Here is a 22,364-nt window from a genome sequence, read left to right on the forward strand (position 1 = left end):
TAATGGAGCTGTTAAAAAAAGGATGAAGGTATGCTGAAAAAAATCTTAATTTCTGCGCTGTTAACCGTGGTTTCCGTCACCAGTGTGGCTGCTGAAGAGGTTCGTCATGAGGTCGGTGAGTCGATAAAGGTCTGGACCGGGAACGAGGGGGTTAAAGTTATCACTCTGCGTTACGGTAAACTGGCGGAGGACAAAGCATTAGTGCAGATTGTTAATGCCGATCACGCCTGGGACAATAAGATCCAACTGATGGACGTAGAGAAAAAAGGTGAGCGTCGTGACTATAGCGTTAAGGTCGATGGCAAAAAATACGTGGCGCTGGTGATGACCAACTATAACTACGGCGAGCTGTATCTGCCAGGCGAGAATGCCAGCCGTCCGATTGGTTATAATCAGTCACTTTCCGAAGAGGGCAAGCCGCAACACTTTTTGACCGCTTACGAGCAGCAACAGGAAGGTCAGACCGGGCAGTAAGCCACGTTATTTTGTAGAGGGCGGCGTTCTCGCCGCCCGTGCCGAGGGTTAGCACCTCGCATGCCATCAGTACGGGAGCCGAAAACGGCTAATGCTGGTCACTTAAGCATTTCCGGCATACGTTTTTTCGTAGGGGCGGCGTTCTCGCCGCCCACAACATCAAGGTGCCGGATAAGTATAGCGACGGTGAATCGCTTCCAGCTCCTGTACCACTTCTTCCGTCAGCGTCAGGTTAAAACTGTCGATATTAATCTGCAACTGCTCAAGCGTGGTCGCGCCCAGCAGGGTGCTGGCGACAAAAGGTTGCTGACGAACAAAGGCCAGCGCCATCTGCGACGGGTCCAGATTATGCTTGCTGGCTAACGCCACATACTCCGCAATCGCCTGCTGTGACTGCTCGCCACTGTAACGGGTAAAGCGGCTGAACAGCGTATTACGCGCACCCACCGGTTTCGCCCCATTCAGATATTTGCCGCTCAGGGTACCAAACGCCAGGCTGGAATAGGCCAGCAGTTCGACACCTTCATGCTGGCTGATTTCTGCCAGACCGACTTCAAAGCTGCGGTTAAGCAGACTGTAGGGATTTTGAATGGTGACGATACGCGGCAGCTCGTGCTTTTCCGCCAGCTGCAAATAGCGCATCACGCCCCATGCGGTCTCATTGGATACGCCGATATAGCGAATCTTGCCGGCACGCACCTGCTCATTAAGCGCTTCCAGCGTTTCCAGCAGCGTCACCGGTACGCTGGCGTCATTGTATTCATAGTTCAGCTTGCCAAAGTAGTTGGCCGGGCGCTGTGGCCAGTGCAGCTGATACAGATCGAGGTAGTCGGTATTCAAGCGCTTCAGCGAAGCATCCAGCGCTTCGCGAATATTTTTACGATCCAGCGCCTGATTAGGACGGATTGATGCATCGTTCCCGCGTGATGGCCCGGCCACTTTCGACGCCAGCACAATCTTGTCGCGGTTGCCGCGTGATTTTATCCAGCTACCAATATAGCTTTCCGTCAGTCCCTGGGTTTCCGGGCGCGGTGGCACCGGATACATCTCGGCGGTATCGATCAGGTTGATACCGGAACGTAATGCCAAATCCAGTTGAGCGTGGGCGTCGGCTTCGCTATTTTGCTCACCAAACGTCATGGTTCCTAACCCCAGCGTGCTGACTTCCAGTGTGCTATGGGGGATACGGTGATATTGCATTTGCCGGCTTCCTTTTTTCATTTTGGAAAGGGTATAACGGGTTACAGCTTTTTCGACTATAACCGCGGTAGCGGAGAGGGGGAAGTGCGGATTTCGCCGGTAAGGCAGCTGGAGAACCTGCTGCATCACCGATGATGTCGCAGCAGGTAAAATTCTGGAGGATTAACGCTCGATGATAGTGGAAACTTCGTCGCCGTTGATCTGCACTTCATGACCTGACTGATCAACATATTTTACCAGCCCGGTTTCTTTATCAATAACCGGCTTGCCTTCAGTCATAATCATATTGCCGTCTTTAGTCGCCATAACATAATCACTGCTACAACCGCTAAGCAGCAATGCGGCCGCGACTGCGGCTGTACTTAACATCCACTTCATCCCTGTTCTCCCGCTGTTTTTTCTTCAGTTTGTCAGTGTAGTAATAAACTTATTTTCCTGAGACGTTAATCGTAACTTTCTGAATTGTGATATTCCGCACAGCTCGCAACTACAATAAAAAATGGCGAGCCAGCAGCGGCCCGGTAAAGGTTTTTTTCAGGTAAAAGCCGCGCGGCAGGGTCATAATTGGCTGACCATTCTCGCCAATCCCTTCAGTCAATGCTTTGCTGTTGGCGGCTTTCGGCCTGATTTGTAGCACTTCACCGTGACGTGCCGTGATGCGCTCCACCTGACCCAGCACGATCAGATCCATTAACTCTTCCCAGTCACGCTGCAACTGCTCCTCTTCCTCGGCGCTGGGGCTCCACAGCAGCGGCGCGCCCACCCGGCGTTCGGCCAGCGGGATCGCGCGGTCGCCTTCAACCGGAATCCATAACACCCGCGACAGCTTATGACGCACGTGGCTGCTCTGCCAGGTGACGCCGGTGTTGCCGGTCAGTGGCGCGACGCAGACAAAGGTGGTTTCCAGCGGGCGACCATGGCCGTCAATCGGAATGGTTTTCAGTTCAACGCCGATCTCCGCGAAGTCCTGCTCGGGTTTGCTGCCGGCACTGGCACCCAGATGAATCTCCAGCAGAGTGCCGACCCAGCCTTTATCGCGTTTCAGATTTGCCGGAATCGGTAACTGCGCCTGGATCGCCAGTTCACCCAGTGTATAGCCCGCTAATGATTGCGCGCGCGCCAGTAGCGTGGCTTCATCATCAGGGGGAAAAATACGGGGGAAATCAACGGCCATCTCAGTTCCTGTGATAAGGTTAAAAAACATACAGATGTTGCGCAAGTGTATTTTTGCGCCGGGCTTATTGTGCAAAACAATAATAATAGCATGATAACTCATGGTTTTTTACGCGATTGTCGACGGCGGAACGGCGGGGTCGAACGCGGTTTTCCCATGTTGTCATCAACAATGAACAGGATCTTACCCCCGGTTATCCACAGAAAACTGGGATAAGTCGCTTTTTCAGAGAATACTGTTTTGATTTACAGCCTTGACGACCCGCTTTTTTGCGCGAAAAGTGCATTTTGTGCGTAACTTATTGGCATAATCTGTGGATAAAATCTTCACTGTTCGATCTTTCACCAGCTGGCGTTCAATGGCGAATTGGGCTCACTTAATGCCGCTATTTTGCCTGTGGTAAACCTTATCATCAGATTGATTAATATAGGTTAATTCCTAAGATAAAATTTCCTCATTTTCCCCTCGTTAAAAGTTTTACCCGGTTGTGTACCGAGTTCTTCACAAAGCTATCCACAGAAAACGTGAATAAGATCGCCTTTTTCTGCTGGCTTCTGTTTATAACTTTGATGATATCTGTGAGTTATCCCATTGTTATCCGTTGTTCTGCGCCGCAACCAGTGGTTTACCGTCTGTAAGGAGTATGAAACAATCAGAACATCCGAGTTTTAGTTTGAGGTAGTCCGGTGATCGATGATGATGGCTACCGCCCGAATGTTGGTATCGTAATCTGTAACAAGCAGGGACAAGTGTTGTGGGCCAGACGTTATGGACAACACTCCTGGCAGTTTCCTCAGGGAGGGATCAATCCTGGCGAAACTGCGGAACAGGCGATGTACCGCGAACTTTTCGAAGAAGTTGGTTTACACCGGAAAGACGTCCGTATTCTTGCTTCTACCCGTAACTGGTTACGTTATAAGTTGCCAAAACGTTTGGTGCGTTGGGACACAAAGCCGGTTTGTATCGGCCAGAAACAAAAGTGGTTTCTTCTGCAGTTGATGTGTAATGACGCGGATATCAATATGCAAACCAGTAGCACGCCTGAGTTCGATGGCTGGCGCTGGGTGAGTTTTTGGTATCCGGTGCGCCAGGTGGTCTCTTTTAAACGCGACGTTTATCGCCGTGTGATGAAAGAGTTTTCTGGTGTGGTAATGCCGTTGCAGGAGAGTTCTGTGCAGCGCAATGCGCCTGCTTATCGACGGAAAAGAGGTTAAGCCACGCAGATTATGCTCACTCAGTTGCGCGATATTGTTGAGAAAGTGGCGGGTGCACCGCGATTAAGTGAATCTCTTGAGATTCTGGTTAACGAGATTTGCTTTGCGATGGACACTGAGGTCTGCTCGGTTTATCTCGCTGACCATGATCGACGCTGCTATTACCTGATGGCGACGCGCGGGCTAAAAAAGCCGCGCGGGCGCACCGTCGCCCTGGCATTTGATGAAGGTATCGTCGGCTTAGTCGGGCGTCTGGCTGAGCCGATTAACCTCGCCGATGCACAAAAGCATCCCAGCTTTAAATATGTGCCTGCGGTCAAGGAGGAACGTTTTCGCTCCTTCCTCGGCGTGCCGATTATCACGCGGCGTCAGCTGCTCGGCGTGCTGGTGGTTCAGCAGCGTGAGCATCGTCAGTTCGACGAAAGTGAAGAATCCTTCCTCGTTACCCTCGCCACTCAGATGGCCGCCATCCTGTCACAATCGCAGCTTCATCAACTCTTTGGTCAGTTCCGCCAGACGCGTATCAAGGCGTTAGCCGCTGCACCGGGCGTGGCGGTTGCACCGGGATGGGTGGATGTCACGCAGCCGTCACTCGACCAGGTTTCTGCCGCCTCGACGCTGGATACCCATCGCGAACGCGAACGTCTGCTGCTGGCGATGAGCGAAGCGGCGAGCGAATTTCGGCGCTTCAGTAAGCGCTTTACCGCCAGCGCACAGAAAGAGAGCGCGGCGATCTTCGATCTCTACTCGCATCTGTTGACTGACGCGCGGCTGAAAAACGATCTGTTTGCTGAAATTGATCACGGCTCGGTGGCTGAGTGGGCGGTGAAAACCGTGATTGAGAAGTTTGCCGCGCAGTTTGCCAGCTTGCAGGATAACTATCTGCGCGAGCGAGCAGGCGACTTGCGGGTACTGGGGCAACGGCTGCTGTTCCACCTTGACGACAGTCTGCAAGGCACCAATGCCTGGCCGGAGCGCTTTGTGCTGGTGGCTGATGAACTCACCGCCACCACGCTGGCGGAGCTGCCGCCGGATCGCTTAGCGGGCGTGGTGGTGCGCGATGGCGCAGCCAACTCGCACGCCGCGATTCTGGTGCGGGCGATGGGCATCCCGACGGTGATGGGCGCAGATATTCAGCCAGAACAGCTGAATAAGCGCTTATTAATCGTTGACGGTTATCGCGGTGAGTTGTTGATCGACCCTGAACCGGTACTGGTGCAGGAGTACCAGCGCCTGATCAGCGAAGAGAATGAACTTAGCAAGACTGCGGAAGATCTGGTTGAACAGCAGGGCGAATTAAAAAGCGGCGAGCGGGTGCAGGTGATGCTGAATGCCGGTCTCAGCGCCGAACATGAGCAGGCGCTGGGGAGCTGGGTGGATGGCGTCGGTCTCTATCGCACCGAAATCCCGTTTATGCTGCACAGTGGTTTCCCGTCGGAAGAGGAGCAGGTGGCGCAGTATCAGGGCATGCTGCAACTGTTTCTGAATAAGCCGGTGACGCTGCGCACGCTGGATATCGGTGCCGACAAACAGCTGCCGTATATGCCTATCAGCGAAGAGAATCCCTGTCTCGGCTGGCGCGGTATTCGCCTGACGCTCGATCAGCCGGAAATCTTTTTAATCCAGGTGCGCGCGATGCTGCGTGCCAATGTGGCAACCGGTAATCTGAGCATTCTGCTGCCGATGATCACCAGCATTGACGAGATCGATGATGCCAGGCGGCTGATCGAGCGTGCCGGTCGTGAAGTCGAAGAGATGCTGGGATATGAAATCCCGCAACCGCGCATTGGCATTATGATCGAAGTGCCATCAATGCTGTATATGATCCCGCATCTGGCGTCACGGGTTGATTTTGTCTCGGTAGGGACTAACGATCTGACCCAGTATCTGCTGGCGGTTGATCGCAACAACACCCGCGTCGCCAGTCTGTACGACAGTCTGCATCCGGCGATGCTGCATGCGTTGCAGAACATTGCGCGGCAGGCTGAAGTTGCCGGAGTGGAACTCTGTTTGTGCGGTGAAATGGCCGGTGACCCGATGTGCGTGGTACTGCTAATCGGGCTGGGTTATCACCATCTCAGCATGAACGGTCGCAATGTGGCGCGCGTCAAATATTTGCTGCGGCATATCGATCGTGAAGAGGCGGAAAAGCTGGCCGCAGAGAGTCTGCTGGCGCAGACCGCCGCAGAGGTACGCCAGCGGGTATCCGCATTTATGGAACAGCGTGGATTAGGTGGCTTAATTCGCGGTGGCCGCTAACGGCGGTTGTATTAAATTACAGTTATCGGGCCCGCTTCAATTTGGGGCTGTGCTATGATTCGCAGCCTCAAATCAGCGTCAACCCGCCATTCAGGGCAGAAAATTTTTATGGTGAAAAATGAATAACGGCTACCTGGCTTTCCCTCAATTCGATCCGGTGATTTTCTCAATCGGGCCGGTTTCCCTTCACTGGTACGGTCTGATGTACCTGGTCGGTTTTGTTTTTGCTATGTGGCTGGCGGTACGCCGTGCCAACAAACCTGGCAGCGGCTGGAAAAAAGAGGAAGTTGAAAACCTGCTGTATGCGGGTTTCCTCGGCGTGTTCCTCGGCGGACGCATCGGCTATGTGTTGTTCTACAATATGCCGCTGTTCCTCGATAACCCGTTGTATCTGTTCAAAGTCTGGGATGGCGGTATGTCATTCCACGGCGGCCTGATTGGCGTGATCTGTGTAATGATCTGGTTTGCCCGTCGCACCAAACGTAATTTCTTCCAGGTGGCTGATTTTATCGCCCCGTTGATTCCATTTGGTCTCGGTGCCGGTCGTCTCGGCAACTTTATTAATGGCGAACTGTGGGGCCGTGTGGCACCGGATCTGCCCTGGGCGATGCTGTTCCCTGGCTCTCGTGGTGAAGATGTTGCGCTGGTGGCCAGCCATCCTGAATGGCAGTCACTGCTGGCAACCTACGGTGTGCTGCCGCGCCACCCCTCGCAGGTGTATGAACTGCTGCTGGAAGGGGTTGTGCTGTTTATCATTCTTAACCTGTTTATTCGTAAATCACGCCCGATGGGCGCGGTATCAGGTCTGTTCCTGATCGGCTATGGCGCATTCCGTAGTTTTATCGAGTTCTTCCGCCAGCCGGATGCGCAGCTTGGCCTGTTTGATAACGTAATCAGCATGGGGCAGATTTTGTCGATTCCGATGGTTCTGGCCGGTGTGATTATGATGATTTGGGCGTACCGTCGTCGCCCGCAGCAACAAATTTCGTGAGGAAAAATGAAACAGTATCTGGATTTAATGCAGAAAGTGCTCGCTGAGGGCACACCGAAAAACGATCGCACCGGGACCGGCACGCTGTCGATTTTTGGTCATCAGATGCGTTTCAACCTGCAAGCAGGCTTTCCGCTGGTCACCACCAAGCGTTGCCATTTACGCTCGATTATTCATGAGCTGTTATGGTTTTTGCAGGGGGATACCAATACCGCTTATCTGAAAGAGAACAACGTATCGATTTGGGATGAGTGGGCGGATGAAAACGGTGATTTAGGGCCGGTTTACGGTAAGCAGTGGCGCAGCTGGGGCGCGGCTGATGGTCGCCAGATTGACCAGATCAGCAAAGTGCTGGAACAGCTGAAGCAGGACCCGGATTCACGCAGGATTATTGTTTCTTCGTGGAATGTCGGTGAGCTGGATCAGATGGCACTGGCACCTTGCCATGCCTTCTTTCAGTTCTATGTGGCGGACGGGAAGCTTTCTTGTCAGCTTTACCAGCGCTCCTGCGACGTGTTCCTTGGCCTGCCCTTTAATATCGCCAGTTATGCGCTGCTGGTGCATATGATGGCGCAGCAGTGCGATCTGGAAGTGGGTGATTTTGTCTGGACCGGTGGCGATACCCATCTGTACAGCAACCATCTGGAGCAGACTAACCTGCAACTGACGCGCGAACCGCGTCCGATGCCAAAACTGGTGATCAAGCGCAAACCTGCGTCGATTTTTGATTACCGTTTCGAAGACTTCGAGATTGAAGGTTACGATCCCCATCCGCCAATTAAAGCGCCCGTCGCGATTTAATCTGGCCGCCTGCGGTGGTCGCTCTGCTGACCACCGCAGCTTATTTTTCTCCTTATTGCCCCGTAAAATCCTGAAGGCTGCACGCAAAAAACTGCCGTTCACTGCAACGCTTAGCGGTTTATTGCGAGACAGGCCGATCACTGCATCTCTGACCCTCGCCAGCTGTTTACTCCTCCGCCATAGTAGCCGCCATGAAAACTCAACATGTGCAGGGATACACTTTGCCTGAACTGCTGATTGTGCTGGTGATTGTCGGCGTGCTGGGTGCCAGCGCTTTTTCTGGCTGGCTGCGCTGGCAACAGCAGCAGCGGCTGGCTGAGACCGCCCAGCAGATTCAGCACTTTCTCCATCAGCTACGCGCCTGGGCGAACTGGCACAACGCCGATCAGGTGCTGTGGCTCAAACCTGGCGCACGCTGGTGTCTGGGGAGTGGGGTGATGCCAGCTGACGACTGCCAGCCGGGTCGGCGTAATCAACTGATTGCGCCACATGACGATGTCCGGGTAGTGAATATCACCCAGGATATGGGGTTTTACGGCAGACGCAATGTGGCGCGGGCAGGCAATATCGAATTCGCCAATGCTGCCGGCCAGTGGCGAGTGATTGTCTCTTCCCGCGCACGTATTCGCCTCTGCAAGCCGGAAGAGCAGGAGAACTGCCAGTGAAAAACGCCGGGTTTAGTCTGACGGAAATGCTGATCGCGATGGCGATCTGCGGCGTATTAATGCTGGGCGCAGTGCGGCTATTGCCGCAGTTACAGGGACAGAATTTGCAGTTGCTGGCGCAGCTACGTCTGGAGGAGGAGTTACAGCAGATGATGATGACGCTGGAGAAAGCGGTGCGACGCGCCGGTTACTGCAACGGACAGTGCAGCGGAGACGGCCTGCAAATTGCCGCCAACGGGCAGTGTTTACTGATCAAATGGGATGAAAACAGCAACGGGCGCTGGGAAGAGAGCACCCATGCTGAAAGCGAATTTTATGGCTATCGCTGGCGTAACGACAGTATCGAGATGCAGCGTGGCGTGACCAGCTGTGACAGCAGCGGCTGGGAACGCCTTAACGATCCACGCCTGGTGACCGTCAGCCAGTTTCAGGCACTGCGTGATAACCGCACTATCAAGTTGAAACTAAGCGGCTATGCCCAGGCTTTTCCTGCGCATAGCGTGGCGCTGGAGCAGTGGGTAAACGGAATCAATTTATGAGTCAGCAACAAGGAAGCGGGGCGATAACCATGGTGGTGATGATCTTACTGTTAGGGACGGCATTATTAAATGCCACGCGACAGCAGCTCTCGGCGTCACTGTCGCTGGTGGCCGACGAACGCCAGCATATTATTGAATTTTATGCCGCGCAGGCGGCGCTGGCGTGGGGAAGTCAGCTGTCATGGCCAGCCAGCGCGGGCTGGCACTGCCAGAGTGAATTACAGCAACAGTGGCGCGCCTGTATCAACCGCATTAATCCGCAGCGCGGGCTGCTGCGCGGCGAACAGCTGACCAGCGCCCATCAAGCGATTGTGCACTGGCATTGGGTGGAAGACCTGCCTGCTGATGGGCAGCGCGTGCGGCTTTTAGCCCACGGCTGGATTGATTTCTGCCCGCTAAGCAATGCGTCAGGTTGCGAACCCGATGCGTCCTGAGCGGCAGCGCGGGTTTAGTCTGGCAGAAGTGCTGTTCGCCCTGTTGCTGTTTAGTCTCAGTTTAACCGCCTTGTTACAGTATCAGCGGGTGCTGACACAAGGGTTCGCCCTGCAATGGCAACAGCGTCAGGCATGGCGTTTTGCCGCTCAGCGCATTGAAGGGCAGGCGGTTGAGGGCTGGCAGACCGGGCTTCAACAGCAGAGCGGGCCAGCGGGTTGTCTGTTACTGACGGCAGAGGCGCGCGGACCGTTGGGACGCGAAGCCCGGCTGACCACGCTAGGTTGTGAGCCATGACGGCGTAATAATTGCAGAATCGAGCGCTTAAATTGCGCGTTGCTGCGTTTGCATCAGGCTATATACGGGTTACAGTGTCGGCGCGGCCGCTGCGCATCAGCAAGATTGAACAGGAGCAACAATGTTTACGGTGTACCACTCTAACCAGCTAGATTTACTGAAATCACTGGCGGCTTTTCATATTGAGAATCAACCGTTACGCGATCCTTTTCAGTCTGAAGTGGTGCTGGTGCAGAGTCCGGGCATGGCGCAATGGTTGCAAATGTCGCTGGCCGAACAGTTTGGCATTGCCGCGAATATCGAATTCCCGCTGCCCGCCAGCTTTATCTGGGATATGTTTGTGCGCGTATTGCCGGATATCCCGAAAGAGAGCGCCTTTAATAAAGCCAGTATGAGCTGGAAACTGATGACGCTGTTACCGGACATGCTGACACGTCCGGAGTTTACCGCGCTCAGCCACTACCTCACTGATGACGACGATAAGCGTAAGCTGTTTCAGCTGGCGGCCAGGGTCGCCGATCTGTTTGACCAATATCTGGTGTATCGCTCCGACTGGTTGAACCGCTGGGAAAAAGGCGAGCGGGTAGACGGCATTGGCGATGCACAGCTATGGCAGGCCCCCCTGTGGGCGGCGCTGGTCGAATACACCCGCCAGCTGGGTCATCCGGAATGGCATCGTGCCAACCTTTATTCGCGTTTTATCACTACGCTGGACAATGCCAGCGAGCGTCCGGCTGGCTTACCCGACCGGGTATTTATCTGCGGCATTTCCGCACTGCCACCGGTTTATCTGCAAGCCTTGCAGGCGCTGGGTAAACATATTGATATCCATCTGCTGTTCACCAATCCCTGCCGCCAGTACTGGGGTGATATTCAGGATTACGCCTTTCTGGCGAAGCTGCAAAGCCGTCGCCGTCGCCATTTCCGGCAGCAGCATGAAAGCACGCTGTTTCGCGACCCGGATAACGCCGCCTCACTGTTTGACGCTGCGGGTGAGCAGCAGCTGAGTAATCCATTGCTGGCTTCCTGGGGGAAACTCGGGCGTGACAATCTGTTTTTGCTGGCGCAAATGGAGTCGCGTGAAATTGATGCCTTTGTGGATATCGTGCCCGACAGCCTGCTGCACAGCATGCAATACGACTTGCTGGAGCTGGAAGACAATGCGGTGATTGGCTTGACCGCCGATGAGCTGGCCAGCAGCGTACAGAAGCGGCTGCTGGCGCCGGATGACCGCTCAATTGCGCTGCATGTCTGTCACAGCCCGCAGCGGGAAGTTGAAGTGTTGCAGGATCGATTATTGGCGATGATGGCCGATGATCCCGAACTCTCGCCGCGCGATATTATCGTGATGGTGGCCGATATCGATGCCTACACGCCGTTTATCCAGGCGGTATTTGGCAATGCGCCAGCGGATCGCTATCTGCCTTTTGCGATTTCTGACCGCCGTGCCAGCCAGGCGCATCCGGCACTACAGGCGTTTCTTAGCTTGCTCAGTTTGCCGGACAGCCGTTTTGCCAGTGAAGAAGTACTGGCATTGCTGGAAGTGCCGGCGCTGGCGGCGCGCTTTAATATTGATGAACCTGGTTTACGCCGTTTGCGGCAGTGGGTCGGCGAATCCGGTATTCGCTGGGGGCTGGACGACGATAACGTGCGTGAACTGTCGCTCCCGGCCACGGGCCAGCATACCTGGCGTTTCGGTATTACCCGCATGCTGCTGGGTTATGCGATGGAGAGTGAATCTGGCGACTGGCAGGGGATTTTACCCTATGACGAATCCAGCGGCCTGATAGCCGAACTGGCGGGGAATCTCGCCGAGTTACTGATGCAGCTTAACCAGTGGCGACACCTTTTATCACAGCCGCGCGCGCTGGAACACTGGCTGCCGCTATGTCGCGAGCTGCTAAACGACTTTTTTGTTGCCGATGCCCTGACCGAAGCGGTGCTGGTACTGATTGAAGAGCAGTGGCAGCAGGCGATTAGCTATGGTATTCAGGCGCAGTATCAGCAGGTGGTGCCGCTGACGCTGCTGCGCGATGATTTATCCTCGCGGCTCGATCAGCAACGCATCAGCCAGCGTTTCCTCGCCGGGCCGGTCAACTTCTGTACCCTGATGCCAATGCGTTCCATCCCGTTTAAAGTGGTCTGTCTGCTGGGCATGAATGACGGTGTTTATCCGCGCACGTTGCCTCCGCTGGGCTTTGATTTGATGAGCCAAAAGCCGCAAAAGGGCGACCGTAGCCGTCGTGATGACGATCGCTACCTGTTCCTGGAAGCGTTACTCTCGGCACAAAAGCAGCTTTACATTAGCTATATTGGCCGCTCAATTCAGGATAATACGGAACGTTATCCGTCGGTGCTGGTCAGTGAATTAGTGGATTACATTGCGCAAAGTTTTTGCCTGCCAGGTGATGAAGCGCTGGATGTGGACAACAGCGCCCGGCGCGTGCTGGCGCATCTGCATCATCTGCACAGCCGGATGCCGTTTGCCGCGGAAAATTTCAGTGCAGATGCTGAGTTTCGCAGTTTTGCCGCTGAATGGCTGCCTGCTGCTGCCGCACGCGGTGAGCCGCATCCGCCGTTTATGCAGCCGCTGGAATTACTCCCGCTGAGCGAGCTGAATTTCGAGCAACTGGTGCGCTTCTGGCGTCATCCGGTTCGCGCTTTCTTCAGTATGCGCCTTGGCGTGGGTTTTACCCTTGATGAGACCGAGTTGCCGGATGCCGAGCCTTTTGAGCTGGACAGCCTCGGGCGTTACCAGATTAACGCTCAGTTACTGAATGCGTTAATCGACGGCAAAGATACCGCGAAGCTGTTTGCTTATCACCGTGCGGCTGGCGACCTGCCGTATGGTGCCTTTGGTGAGCTGTTCTGGCAGGGGCAGTACGACGAAATGGCATTGCTGGCTGAACAGGTGCGTGAGCAGCGTGGCAGCGGTGAGAGCTGGGAAATTAATCTGCAAATCGGTGAGATACTGCTTAGTGGCTGGCTGCCGCAGGTTCAGGAAGATGGCTTGCTGCGCTGGCGTCCGGGAGTCCTGAATTTTAACGACGGGCTGGCATTGTGGCTGGAGCACCTGGTCTATTGCATGATGGGCGGCACCGGTCGCAGCCGAATGTACGGGCGCAAAGAGAGCCAGTGGGCGTTCGATGCCCTTGACCCGGATGCGGCAGCGGAATGGCTGGCGCGTTTTGTCGAAGGTTATCGTCAGGGGATGTCGGTTCCGCTGCTGCTGCTGGCAAAAACCGGCGGAGCCTGGTTGACCGCCAGTTATGACGAGAAGAGTGACAGTTTACTGCTGGATGACGCCAGCCAGGCGAAAGCGCGCGTCAAGCTGTTGCAGGCGTGGCAGGGTAATTATCAGCTGGAAGGCGAGGGCAGCGACCCTTACTTACAGCGTCTGTTCCGCACGCTGGACGAGGATCGAGTCAGGCAGATCTGTTATCAGGCTGAGCAATGGCTGTTGCCATTGTTACGCCATAACCGGTGCTGAACGGTAAACAGTGCGGACATCAGGCTTAGCATGCTGTAGTGTTACTTTATAACGATTATCAGGACTTCATTCGCGGCGTTCACATCGGACGTGGATAAAATTTGAGTAAGCATCTGCGCTGGCAGGTGCCATTGTTGAGGGGTTTGAATGCGTAAGCACGTTGTCTGGATTACAAGTCTGTTTATTTGCTTTACCTTCTGGAGTCATTTTTCGCAGGCGGCGGACGGCTGGCAGCCGATGGCTGAAACTATCCGTAAAAGCGAAAAAGATCCGCGTCAGTACCAGGCAATTAAACTGGATAATGGCATGACGGTGCTGCTGGTATCGGACAAACTGGCACCCAAATCACTGACCTCAGTGGCGTTACCGATTGGGTCGCTGGACGATCCGGACCATCAGCTCGGGCTGGCGCACTACCTCGAACATATGGTGCTGATGGGTTCTGAACGCTATCCACAGCCTGATAACCTGGCTGAATTCCTTAAAAAGCATGGCGGCAGCCACAATGCCAGCACCGCGTCCTATCGCACCGCGTTTTACCTGGAAGTGGAAAACGATGCGCTACAGCCGGCCGCAGACCGTCTGGCGGATGCGATTGCCGAGCCGCTGCTGGACCCGGTAAATGCCGATCGCGAGCGTAACGCGGTTAACGCCGAGCTGACCATGGCGCGTTCACGTGACGGGCTACGGATGGCGCAGGTTGGAGCGGAAACCCTCAATCCGCAGCACCCGAGCGCCCGCTTCTCGGGGGGGAATCTGGAAACCCTGCGCGACAAACCTGACAGCAAACTGCATCAGGCGCTGACCGATTTCTACCAGCGTTACTACTCTGCCAACCTGATGAAAGCGGTGATTTACAGCAATAAATCCCTGCCGGAAATGGCGAAAATTGCCACTGAAACTTTTGGGCGCATCCCTGATCGCCAGGCTAAAGTGCCGGATATCACCGTGCCGGTGGTGACCGAAAAGCAGAAAGGTATCGTGATTCATTACGTGCCAGCGCAGCCGCGTAAGCAGCTTAAAATCGAATTCCGTATCGATAACAACAGCGATAAATTCCGCAGTAAAACCGATACCTTAATCGGTTATCTGATTGGCAATCGCAGTAAAAATACCCTGTCAGACTGGCTGCAGAAAAATGGCCTGGCAGATTCCATCAATGCCGGTGCTGATTCGGTGATTGACCGTAATGGCGGCCTGTTTGCTATCTCGATCTCGCTGACTGATAAAGGCCTGGCGAATCGCGATGAAGTGGTGGCGGCGGTATTCAGCTACCTCAATATGTTACGCAATGACGGGATTGATAAACGCTACTTCGATGAAGTGTCGCATGTACTGGATCTCGATTTCCGTTACCCGTCGATCACCCGCGATATGGACTATATCGAATGGCTGGTCGATACCATGCTGCGCGTGCCGGTAGAGCATACGCTGGATGCACCTTATATCGCCGATCAATATGATCCGCAGGCGATTAAAAACCGTCTGGAAGGAATGACGCCGGAAAATGCGCGGATCTGGTATATCAGCCCGAAAGAGCCGCACAACAAAACCGCGTACTTTGTCGATGCGCCTTATCAGGTTGATAAAATTACCCCGCAGCGTTTTGCCGACTGGCAAAAACGTGGCGCGGCTATCGAGCTGTCGATGCCGGTGCTGAATCCGTATATTCCGGATGATTTCACGCTGATTCCGTCTGACAACAAGACCTATACTCATCCGCAGAAGTTGCTGAGCGAGCCGGGACTGCGCGTATTCTATATGCCGAGCCAATACTATGCCGACGAACCGAAGGCCAATATTACGCTGGCGTTGCGCAATAAAGAGTCGATGAACAGCGCACGTAATCAGGTTCTGTTTGCGCTGAATGATTATCTCGCCGGTGTGGCGCTGGACGAGCTGAGTTCACAGGCCTCAGTGGGTGGTATCAGTTTCTCCACCAGCGAAAATGATGGCGTGATATTTAACGCCAGTGGTTTTACCCAGCGTTTACCGAAACTGATGACCACTATGCTGGAAGGCTACAGCAGTTTTATCCCAACCGACGATCAACTGGAGCAGGCGAAGTCATGGTATGCCGAGCGCCTCGATGCGGCAGATAAAGGTAAAGCTTTTGAGCAGGCGATTCAGCCGGTGCAGATGCTGTCGCAACTGCCTTACACCGAGCGCAGCGAACGCCGTGAGCTGCTGAAATCAATCAGCGTCAAAGAGTTGCTCGACTATCGCAAACAGCTGCTGGAAAATGCCACGCCGGAAATGCTGGTGGTTGGCAATATGACGCCAGATGTTGTTACTTCACTGGCGCGTGATATCCGCAGCCAGCTGAAATGCAGCGGTGAAAGCCGCTGGCAGAGCGAGTATGTTGCCATCGATAAGCAGACGCTGGCCAATATTGAAAAAGTGGGCAGTAGCAGCGACTCGGCACTGGCGGCGGTCTATATTCCGCTGGGTTATGCGGAATATCAGAGTGCAGCCAACAGCGCGATGCTGAGCCAGATCGTCCAGCCGTGGTTCTATAATCAGCTACGCACCGAAGAGCAACTCGGCTATGCGGTATTTGCCTTCCAGATGCCGGTTGGGCGTCAGTGGGGCATCGGCTTCCTGCTGCAAAGCAACAGCAAACAACCGGCTTATCTGTTACAGCGTTATCAGGCGTTCTATCCGACCGCTGAAAAACGTCTGCGTGCGATGAGCAAAGAGGATTTTGCCCAGTATCAGCTGGCGATGATCAACGAGCTGAAACAGCGCCCGCAAACGCTGGATGAAGAAGCTGGCCGCTTTACCAAAGATTTCAGTCGGGAAAACGACGACTTTAATACCCGTGATAAAGTGATCGAACAGATCAAACTGCTGACGCCTGAGAGCCTGGCAGACTTTTTCCATAAAGCCGTGATGCAGCAGCAGGGTATGGTTCTGATGTCGCAGATCTCCGGTGCGCAGCATGGTAAAGCGGAATATGCGCAAGCCAAAGGTTTCACAACCTGGCAAAATGTCTCCAGTTTGCAACAAACTCTGCCGGTAAAAAGTGAGAAAAAATGAGTGACCCGATTCCGCAGCGGCTCGATCCGCTAACCCTGCCACTGACTGGCGAACGGCTGATTGAAGCTTCTGCGGGAACCGGTAAAACCTTTACCATTGGTCTGCTCTATCTGCGGCTATTGCTGGGATTAGGGCAGAGCGCGGCGTATCCGCGCCCGCTGTCGGTGGAAGAGATTCTGGTGGTGACCTTTACCGAAGCCGCTACCGCCGAACTGCGTGGCCGTATCCGCCAGAACATTCATGAATTGCGTATTGCGTGCGTGCGGGGGGGGAGTCAGAACCCGATGCTGACGCAGCTGCTTAGCCAGATTGACGATCTGCCGCAGGCCGCCTCAATGTTGCTGGCTGCCGAGCGGCAAATGGATGAAGCGGCAATCTTTACCATTCACGGTTTCTGCCAGCGCATGCTTAATCTCAATGCGTTTGAGTCCGGGATGCTGTTTGAACAGCAACTGATCGAAGATGAACATGCGCTGCGCAAGCAGGCGACGGCTGATTTCTGGCGACGCCACTGCTATCCGCTGCCGCTGGCGATTGCGCAGGTGGTTGCTGAGCAGTGGAGTGGGCCGGAGGCATTGCTGTCCACGCTCTCTCCCTGGCTTCAGGGCGAGTCTCCGACGCTGAAATATCCGCCTGCGGCGGATGAAACCTTGCCTGAGCGTCATCAGAAACTGATTGCCCGCATCGAACAGTTGAAAGCGCAATGGCTGGCGGCAGCGGGTGAACTGCATGCAATCATCAGCGATTCCGGGGTGGATAAACGGAGTTACAGCAGTAAGCATCTGCCGAACTGGCTGGAAAAAATTGGTCAGTGGGCGCAGGAAGAGACGCAGACCTACAGCGTGCCAAAAGATCTTGAGCGATTTGCCCAGAGCACGCTGGAGGAGAAAACCAAAAAAGGCGTGGCGCCGCGTCACAGTCTGTTTGAGGCGATAGCGCTGTTTCTGGCCGAACCGCTGTCGCTGCGCGATCTGGTGATCGCCCGCGCACTGCATGAGATTCGCTTTGCCACCCGGAAAGAGAAACGGCTGCGCGCGCAGCTTGGCTTTGATGACCTGCTCAGCCGCTTTGATGAGGCGTTACAGCAGCCTGCTGGCCCGTTGCTGGCGCAGGCGATTCGTGGCCGTTATCCGGTGGCATTGATTGATGAATTCCAGGATACCGACCCGCAGCAGTACCGGATTTTCCGTACCCTGTATGTTGGCCAGCCGGAAAGTGCGCTGTTGCTGATTGGCGACCCGAAACAGGCGATCTACGCCTTTCGTGGCGCGGATATCTTTACCTATATGAAAGCGCGAGCTGAAGTGAGCGCGCACTATACGCTGGATACTAACTGGCGTTCATCACCGCCGATGGTCGACAGCGTCAACCAGCTGTTTAGCCGTCTTGATAACCCGTTTCTGTTTCAGGAAATCCCGTTTCTGCCGGTACAGGCGGCAGCTGCGAATAGCGAGCTGCGTTTTACGCTTGATGGCGCAGAACAACCGGCGCTGCGCTTCTGGCTACAGCCAGGCAGCGGCGTTGGCGTCAGTGAATATCAGCAATTTATGGCGCGCCAGTGTGCCGCTGAGATTCGCCACTGGCTGGCGTCCGGTCAGCAGCAAAAAGCGCTGATTGGCAAAGGCGACAAGATGCGTCCGGTGCAGGCCTCTGATATCACTATTCTGGTGCGCAGCTATGGCGAAGCGGCCGTGATGCGTGAGGCACTGAACGCGCTGAATATCCCTTCGGTCTATCTCTCCAACCGCGATAGCGTGTTTACCACGCCGGAAGCGCGTGAGCTGTTGTGGCTGCTACAGGCGGTGCTGGCACCGGAGCAGGAGCGTGCGCTGCGCAGTGCTCTGGCGACCAGCATCATGGGGCTGGACGCGCCGACGCTGGATGGCCTGAGTCAGAATGAGCGTGCATGGAACCAGTTGGTGGATGAGTTTGATGGCTATCGTCAGCTGTGGCTGAAGCGTGGCGTACTGCCGATGCTGCGCGAGCTGATGGTAAAGCGTCATATTGCCGAGAATCTGCTGGTATCGGAGAGTGGCGAACGTCGGCTGACCGATTTGCTGCATCTCGGCGAACTGTTGCAGGAAGCGGCCTCGCAGCTCGACAGTGAACATGCACTGGTGCGTTGGTTATCGCAGCAGATCGCGCAACCGAACAGTCAGGCAGCGAATCAGCAGTTACGCCTCGAAAGTGACCGCCACCTGGTACAGATTGTCACCATTCATAAATCCAAAGGATTGCAGTACTCGCTGGTGTGGCTGCCGTTTGTCGCCAATTTCCGCGAAGCGGAGCAGGGAATTTATCACGATCGTCAGACCTTCCAGGCGCTGCTGGATTTACAGGGTGACGAAGAGAGTCAGCAACTGGCGGAACAGGAGCGTCTGGCGGAGGATTTACGTCTGTTATACGTGGCGCTGACGCGTTCGGTGTGGCATTGCAGCATCGGAATTGCGCCGCTGGTAAAGGGAAATCGCAAGAAAGAGGGCACCAGCGATCTGCATAAAAGCGCACTCGGCTTTTTGCTGCAACGCGGTGAGGAAGCCGACAGCGAGCAGTTGCTGGCGATCCTGCAACAGGCTACCGGCCAGGCCATTGCGCTGACCACGGAAACCGTCAGCGATGAGTCGCCGTGGCTGCCTGAAACGCCGGATACTCAGCAGCTCAGCAGTCAGGTGATCACCCGCTCGCTGCGTGATGAGTGGCGCGTCACCAGCTATTCGGGTCTGCAACAGCATGGCCCGGCGATGACGCTGGATCTGCTGCCGCGCTTCGATGTTGATGCCGCAGGCGAGGCGGGCGAAGTCAGTGAGCCAACACTGACTCCGCACAGCTTCCCGCGCGGCGCTTCACCAGGGACATTTCTGCACGGGCTGTTTGAGAATATCGATTTTACTCAGCCGATTGAAACCGAGTGGTTGCAGCAGCAGTTGCAGCAGGCGGGTTACGCTGAGATCTGGCTGCCGGTGCTGGAACAGTGGATGGCGCGCATTCTGGCGACACCACTGGAAGACAATGGCGTCAGTCTTAATCAGCTCACGCCGCAACAGAAGCAGGTCGAGTTGCAGTTTTATCTGCCGATTAACGCCATGCTGACCGCGCCTGCGCTGGATCAACTGATACGCCAGCATGATCCGCTGTCGGCACAGGCACCGCCGCTGGCCTTCCATCAAGTGCGCGGCATGCTGAAAGGATTTATCGACCTGGTATTCTGCTGGCAGGGCAAATACTATCTGCTGGATTACAAATCTAACTGGCTGGGTGAGGAGAGCGCTGCCTATACCCCGCAGGCGATGGAGCAGGCGATGATTTCCCATCGCTACGATTTGCAATACCAGCTGTATACTCTGGCGCTGCATCGCTATCTGCGTCATCGGCTGGCTGATTATGATTATCAGCGCCACTTTGGCGGCGTGCTGTACCTTTTTCTACGCGGTGTCGATGGCAGTGCCAGTGATAACGGCGTATTCCGTACCCGCCCGTCGGCGGAGTTTATCGCGGCACTGGATGGCTTGTTTGCCGGAACCACGCAGGAGGCGGCATGTCAGGATTAACCGAACTGCTGCGTCAGGCCAGTGAAAAGCGCCTGCTGCGGGCGCTGGATGTGCAGTTTGCCCAGATGGTGGCAGATGAATCACAACCGGCGCTGATGCTCGCTGCCGCCTGGCTCAGTGCCGAGGCGGGAGAAGGGCATGTTTGTCTGCCGCTGTCGCAACTGACGCCCGCTACGCTGTTTGGCGGGCGGCATCCTGAACTGGCTGAGGCTATCTGGCAGGCCGCAGGCGCACCGCAAGAGTGGTCATCATTGTTACTGGAGAGTGAAGCGGTGAGTGATGGCTCACTTGCCACACCGCTGGTATTACATCAGCAGCGACTGTATCTCAACCGGATGTGGCAGGGCGAAGGCAAGGTGGCGGAGTTTATTGCCGCCGATCCGGCGATTGAACCTCCGGATACCAGCCTGTTACGTGAAATACTGGATCAGCTATTTGGCGAGCAGCCGGATGACTGGCAAAAAATCGCCGCGGCAGTGGCGATTACCCGTAAGATTTCGGTGATTTCGGGTGGCCCCGGCACCGGTAAAACCACGACGGTGGCAAAACTGCTGGCGGCGTTGATCCGTCTGACGCCGGGTGCATTAAGGATTCAGTTAGCGGCGCCTACCGGTAAAGCGGCGGCCAGGTTGACGGAATCACTGGGCAAGGCGCTGGATGGCCTGCAACTGAGCAGTGATGATAAGCAGAAGTTCCCCGCTGAGGCGACGACTTTACACCGCTTGCTGGGCGCACAGCCCAACAGCCAGCGTATGCGCTATCACGCCGGTAACCCCCTGCATCTTGATGTGCTGGTGGTGGATGAGGCGTCGATGGTCGATCTGCCGATGATGGCTAATCTGATTGCCGCGCTGCCAAAACCGGCGCGGGTGATCTTCCTTGGCGACCGCGATCAGCTGGCGTCGGTCGAGGCGGGTGCGGTACTCGGCGATATCTGTCGTTGTGCCGAAGCCGGATACAGCGTTGCGCGCGCCCGGCAGTTGACGCAACTGACCGGTTGCCCGCTGGAAGGTAACGACGACGAAACGGTTTCGCCTGTGCGTGACAATATCTGCCTGCTGCGTAAGAGCTATCGCTTTGACGCCAGCTCCGGTATCGGCCAGCTGGCGCTGGCGGTTAACGCCGGTGATCTGTCCGCAGCGGAATCTGTTTTTAACGCAGGATTTAGCGATATCGAACGCTATCCACTGGCGACCCCCGATGAGTACCAGCAGTTGCTGAATGACTGTGTGGCAGGCTATCGGCCCTATCTGCAACTGGTGGCACAACAGGCCGCACCACAGCAGGTTATGAAGGCTTTTTCCCGCTATCAGCTGCTGTGTGCGCTGCGTGAGGGGCCCTTTGGTGTGGTGGGCTTGAATGAGCGTATCGAGCTGGCTCTGCATCAGAAAGGGCTGATTCAGCGGCCGCCAGCCGCCAGCGGTAAATGGTATGCCGGGCGACCGGTGATGATTGCCCGCAACGATCGTGCATTGGGGCTGTTTAACGGCGATATCGGCATCGCCATGCGCGATGATGAGAACGAGTTAAAAGTCTTTTTCCCGCTGCCGGATGGCACGATTAAAGCGGTGCAGCCGAGCCGTTTGCCGCCGCACGATACCGCTTTTGCCATGACGGTGCATAAATCTCAGGGGTCGGAGTTTGAACATACCGCGCTGGTGTTACCGAATCATTTTCTGCCGGTGCTGACACGGGAACTGGTGTATACCGCCATCACTCGTGCGCGCGACCGTTTGACGTTGTATGCCGATAAAAGCGTCTGGGGGAAGGCGGTGAGAGCGCGTACGCAGCGGCGCAGCGGCTTGCAGCAGCGACTTAGCGGGATGTAGGTGAACCGTTTTCGGCAGGGGCGGCGCAAACGCCGCCCTACGAAACATTACGCTGAAGGCTAGCGCAAATCTGCCATCAGCACCTTTGAACGGCGCTGATAGTTATACATCTGCTTCTTACTTTCCGGCAGCACTTCGATATCCACTGGCGTAAAACCTCGCTCCTGGAACCAGTGAATACTGCGGGTGGTCAGCACAAACAGTTTTTTCAGCCCAATCTGACGCGCCTGTAACGCCACACGCTGTAATAAAGCTTCGCCGCGTGAAGAACTGCGATAGTCGGGGTGAACCGCGACGCAGGCCATTTCGCCAATCTGCTCTTCCGGGAACGGATAGAGCGCGGCACAGGCAATAGTCAGATTATCGCGCTCAATAATGGTGAACTTATCGATCTCCATTTCCAGTTGCTCGC

Annotated in this window: 17 protein-coding genes; 13 read left to right on the forward strand and 4 right to left on the reverse strand. The window is 55.3% G+C overall.

The features are described from left to right. The first annotated feature begins 30 nt into the window (after positions 1-30). Positions 31-474 carry a hypothetical protein gene (locus NG42_RS11535; RefSeq protein ID WP_052899504.1) on the forward strand — a complete coding sequence of 148 codons (444 nt, stop codon included), beginning with the start codon at positions 31-33 and terminating at the stop codon, positions 472-474. 159 nt (positions 475-633) lie between these two features. On the opposite strand, the gene NG42_RS11540 is transcribed toward NG42_RS11535, so the two are convergent. The 3 genes from NG42_RS11540 to mutH all read right to left on the reverse strand — a co-directional run bounded on the left by NG42_RS11540 (position 634) and on the right by mutH (position 2,848). Further along, complete coding sequence (locus tag NG42_RS11540; protein ID WP_052899505.1) at positions 634-1,674, reverse strand: NADP(H)-dependent aldo-keto reductase; 1,041 nt, start codon at positions 1,672-1,674, stop codon at positions 634-636. A 162-nt stretch (positions 1,675-1,836) separates the two neighbouring features. Then, on the reverse strand, positions 1,837-2,052 hold the full coding sequence (locus NG42_RS11545) for a YgdI/YgdR family lipoprotein (protein ID WP_052899506.1): 216 nt from the start codon (positions 2,050-2,052) through the stop codon (positions 1,837-1,839). A gap of 109 nt (positions 2,053-2,161) precedes the next feature. Next, a complete protein-coding gene (gene mutH / locus NG42_RS11550) occupies positions 2,162-2,848 on the reverse strand; it encodes a DNA mismatch repair endonuclease MutH (RefSeq protein WP_052899507.1) in 687 nt (228 codons plus the stop codon). A 686-nt stretch (positions 2,849-3,534) separates the two neighbouring features. Between mutH and rppH the strand changes: the two genes are divergently transcribed. The 12 genes from rppH (at position 3,535) to recD (ending at position 21,952) form a co-directional block, all read left to right on the forward strand. Continuing rightward, on the forward strand, positions 3,535-4,062 hold the full coding sequence (gene rppH, locus NG42_RS11555; RefSeq protein WP_017803569.1) for an RNA pyrophosphohydrolase: 528 nt from the start codon (positions 3,535-3,537) through the stop codon (positions 4,060-4,062). A gap of 12 nt (positions 4,063-4,074) precedes the next feature. Further along, on the forward strand, positions 4,075-6,321 hold the full coding sequence (gene ptsP / locus NG42_RS11560; protein ID WP_052899508.1) for a phosphoenolpyruvate--protein phosphotransferase: 2,247 nt from the start codon (positions 4,075-4,077) through the stop codon (positions 6,319-6,321). Between the two features lie 118 nt (positions 6,322-6,439). Beyond that, positions 6,440-7,312 carry a prolipoprotein diacylglyceryl transferase gene (gene lgt / locus NG42_RS11565; RefSeq protein WP_052899509.1) on the forward strand — a complete coding sequence of 291 codons (873 nt, stop codon included), beginning with the start codon at positions 6,440-6,442 and terminating at the stop codon, positions 7,310-7,312. Positions 7,313-7,318: 6 nt separating this feature from the next. Further along, positions 7,319-8,113, forward strand: coding sequence for a thymidylate synthase (gene thyA / locus NG42_RS11570; RefSeq protein WP_052899510.1), 795 nt, complete (start codon positions 7,319-7,321; stop codon positions 8,111-8,113). Between the two features lie 191 nt (positions 8,114-8,304). After that, positions 8,305-8,778, forward strand: coding sequence for a prepilin peptidase-dependent protein (locus NG42_RS11575; protein WP_052899511.1), 474 nt, complete (start codon positions 8,305-8,307; stop codon positions 8,776-8,778). Then, a complete protein-coding gene (locus tag NG42_RS11580; protein WP_052899531.1) occupies positions 8,769-9,317 on the forward strand; it encodes a prepilin peptidase-dependent protein in 549 nt (182 codons plus the stop codon). Before NG42_RS11575 ends, NG42_RS11580 begins: the two co-directional genes overlap by 10 nt. Further along, positions 9,314-9,751 carry a DUF2509 family protein gene (locus NG42_RS11585; RefSeq protein WP_052899512.1) on the forward strand — a complete coding sequence of 146 codons (438 nt, stop codon included), beginning with the start codon at positions 9,314-9,316 and terminating at the stop codon, positions 9,749-9,751. The genes NG42_RS11580 and NG42_RS11585 overlap by 4 nt, the downstream gene beginning before the upstream one ends. Further along, entirely contained in the window at positions 9,741-10,046 is a 306-nt protein-coding gene (locus NG42_RS11590; RefSeq protein ID WP_052899513.1) for a prepilin-type N-terminal cleavage/methylation domain-containing protein, read from the forward strand. The genes NG42_RS11585 and NG42_RS11590 overlap by 11 nt, the downstream gene beginning before the upstream one ends. A gap of 121 nt (positions 10,047-10,167) precedes the next feature. Further along, complete coding sequence (gene recC, locus NG42_RS11595; RefSeq protein WP_052899514.1) at positions 10,168-13,536, forward strand: exodeoxyribonuclease V subunit gamma; 3,369 nt, start codon at positions 10,168-10,170, stop codon at positions 13,534-13,536. Between the two features lie 147 nt (positions 13,537-13,683). Continuing rightward, a complete protein-coding gene (gene ptrA, locus NG42_RS11600; RefSeq protein ID WP_052899515.1) occupies positions 13,684-16,575 on the forward strand; it encodes a pitrilysin in 2,892 nt (963 codons plus the stop codon). Further along, entirely contained in the window at positions 16,572-20,123 is a 3,552-nt protein-coding gene (gene recB, locus NG42_RS11605; RefSeq protein ID WP_052899516.1) for an exodeoxyribonuclease V subunit beta, read from the forward strand. The genes ptrA and recB overlap by 4 nt, the downstream gene beginning before the upstream one ends. Next, positions 20,111-21,952: an exodeoxyribonuclease V subunit alpha gene (gene recD / locus NG42_RS11610; RefSeq protein ID WP_052899517.1), complete on the forward strand. Its 1,842-nt coding sequence runs from the start codon at positions 20,111-20,113 to the stop codon at positions 21,950-21,952. The genes recB and recD overlap by 13 nt, the downstream gene beginning before the upstream one ends. Positions 21,953-22,011: 59 nt before the next feature. Here recD and NG42_RS23515 read toward each other — a convergent pair. Then, positions 22,012-22,364 (reverse strand): GNAT family N-acetyltransferase (locus tag NG42_RS23515; RefSeq protein WP_052899536.1); only part of this gene is annotated, 353 nt, incomplete at its 5' end.

This window comes from Winslowiella iniecta, from assembly GCF_001267535.1.
Lineage (GTDB): Bacteria > Pseudomonadota > Gammaproteobacteria > Enterobacterales > Enterobacteriaceae > Erwinia > Erwinia iniecta.

Excerpts from the sequence above, each read along its gene's own strand:
- NG42_RS11590 (WP_052899513.1), top strand. The coding sequence starts at position 9,741 with ATGCGTCCTGAGCGGCAGCGCGGGTTTAGTCTGGCAGAAGTGCTGTTC.
- recB (WP_052899516.1), top strand. The coding sequence starts at position 16,572 with ATGAGTGACCCGATTCCGCAGCGGCTCGATCCGCTAACCCTGCCACTG.
- recC (WP_052899514.1), top strand. The coding sequence starts at position 10,168 with ATGTTTACGGTGTACCACTCTAACCAGCTAGATTTACTGAAATCACTG.
- ptsP (WP_052899508.1), top strand. The coding sequence starts at position 4,075 with ATGCTCACTCAGTTGCGCGATATTGTTGAGAAAGTGGCGGGTGCACCG.
- ptrA (WP_052899515.1), top strand. The coding sequence starts at position 13,684 with ATGCGTAAGCACGTTGTCTGGATTACAAGTCTGTTTATTTGCTTTACC.
- NG42_RS11535 (WP_052899504.1), top strand. The coding sequence starts at position 31 with ATGCTGAAAAAAATCTTAATTTCTGCGCTGTTAACCGTGGTTTCCGTC.
- thyA (WP_052899510.1), top strand. The coding sequence starts at position 7,319 with ATGAAACAGTATCTGGATTTAATGCAGAAAGTGCTCGCTGAGGGCACA.
- mutH (WP_052899507.1), bottom strand. The coding sequence starts at position 2,848 with ATGGCCGTTGATTTCCCCCGTATTTTTCCCCCTGATGATGAAGCCACG.
- NG42_RS11585 (WP_052899512.1), top strand. The coding sequence starts at position 9,314 with ATGAGTCAGCAACAAGGAAGCGGGGCGATAACCATGGTGGTGATGATC.
- NG42_RS11540 (WP_052899505.1), bottom strand. The coding sequence starts at position 1,674 with ATGCAATATCACCGTATCCCCCATAGCACACTGGAAGTCAGCACGCTG.
- lgt (WP_052899509.1), top strand. The coding sequence starts at position 6,440 with ATGAATAACGGCTACCTGGCTTTCCCTCAATTCGATCCGGTGATTTTC.
- NG42_RS11545 (WP_052899506.1), bottom strand. The coding sequence starts at position 2,052 with ATGAAGTGGATGTTAAGTACAGCCGCAGTCGCGGCCGCATTGCTGCTT.
- recD (WP_052899517.1), top strand. The coding sequence starts at position 20,111 with ATGTCAGGATTAACCGAACTGCTGCGTCAGGCCAGTGAAAAGCGCCTG.
- NG42_RS11575 (WP_052899511.1), top strand. The coding sequence starts at position 8,305 with ATGAAAACTCAACATGTGCAGGGATACACTTTGCCTGAACTGCTGATT.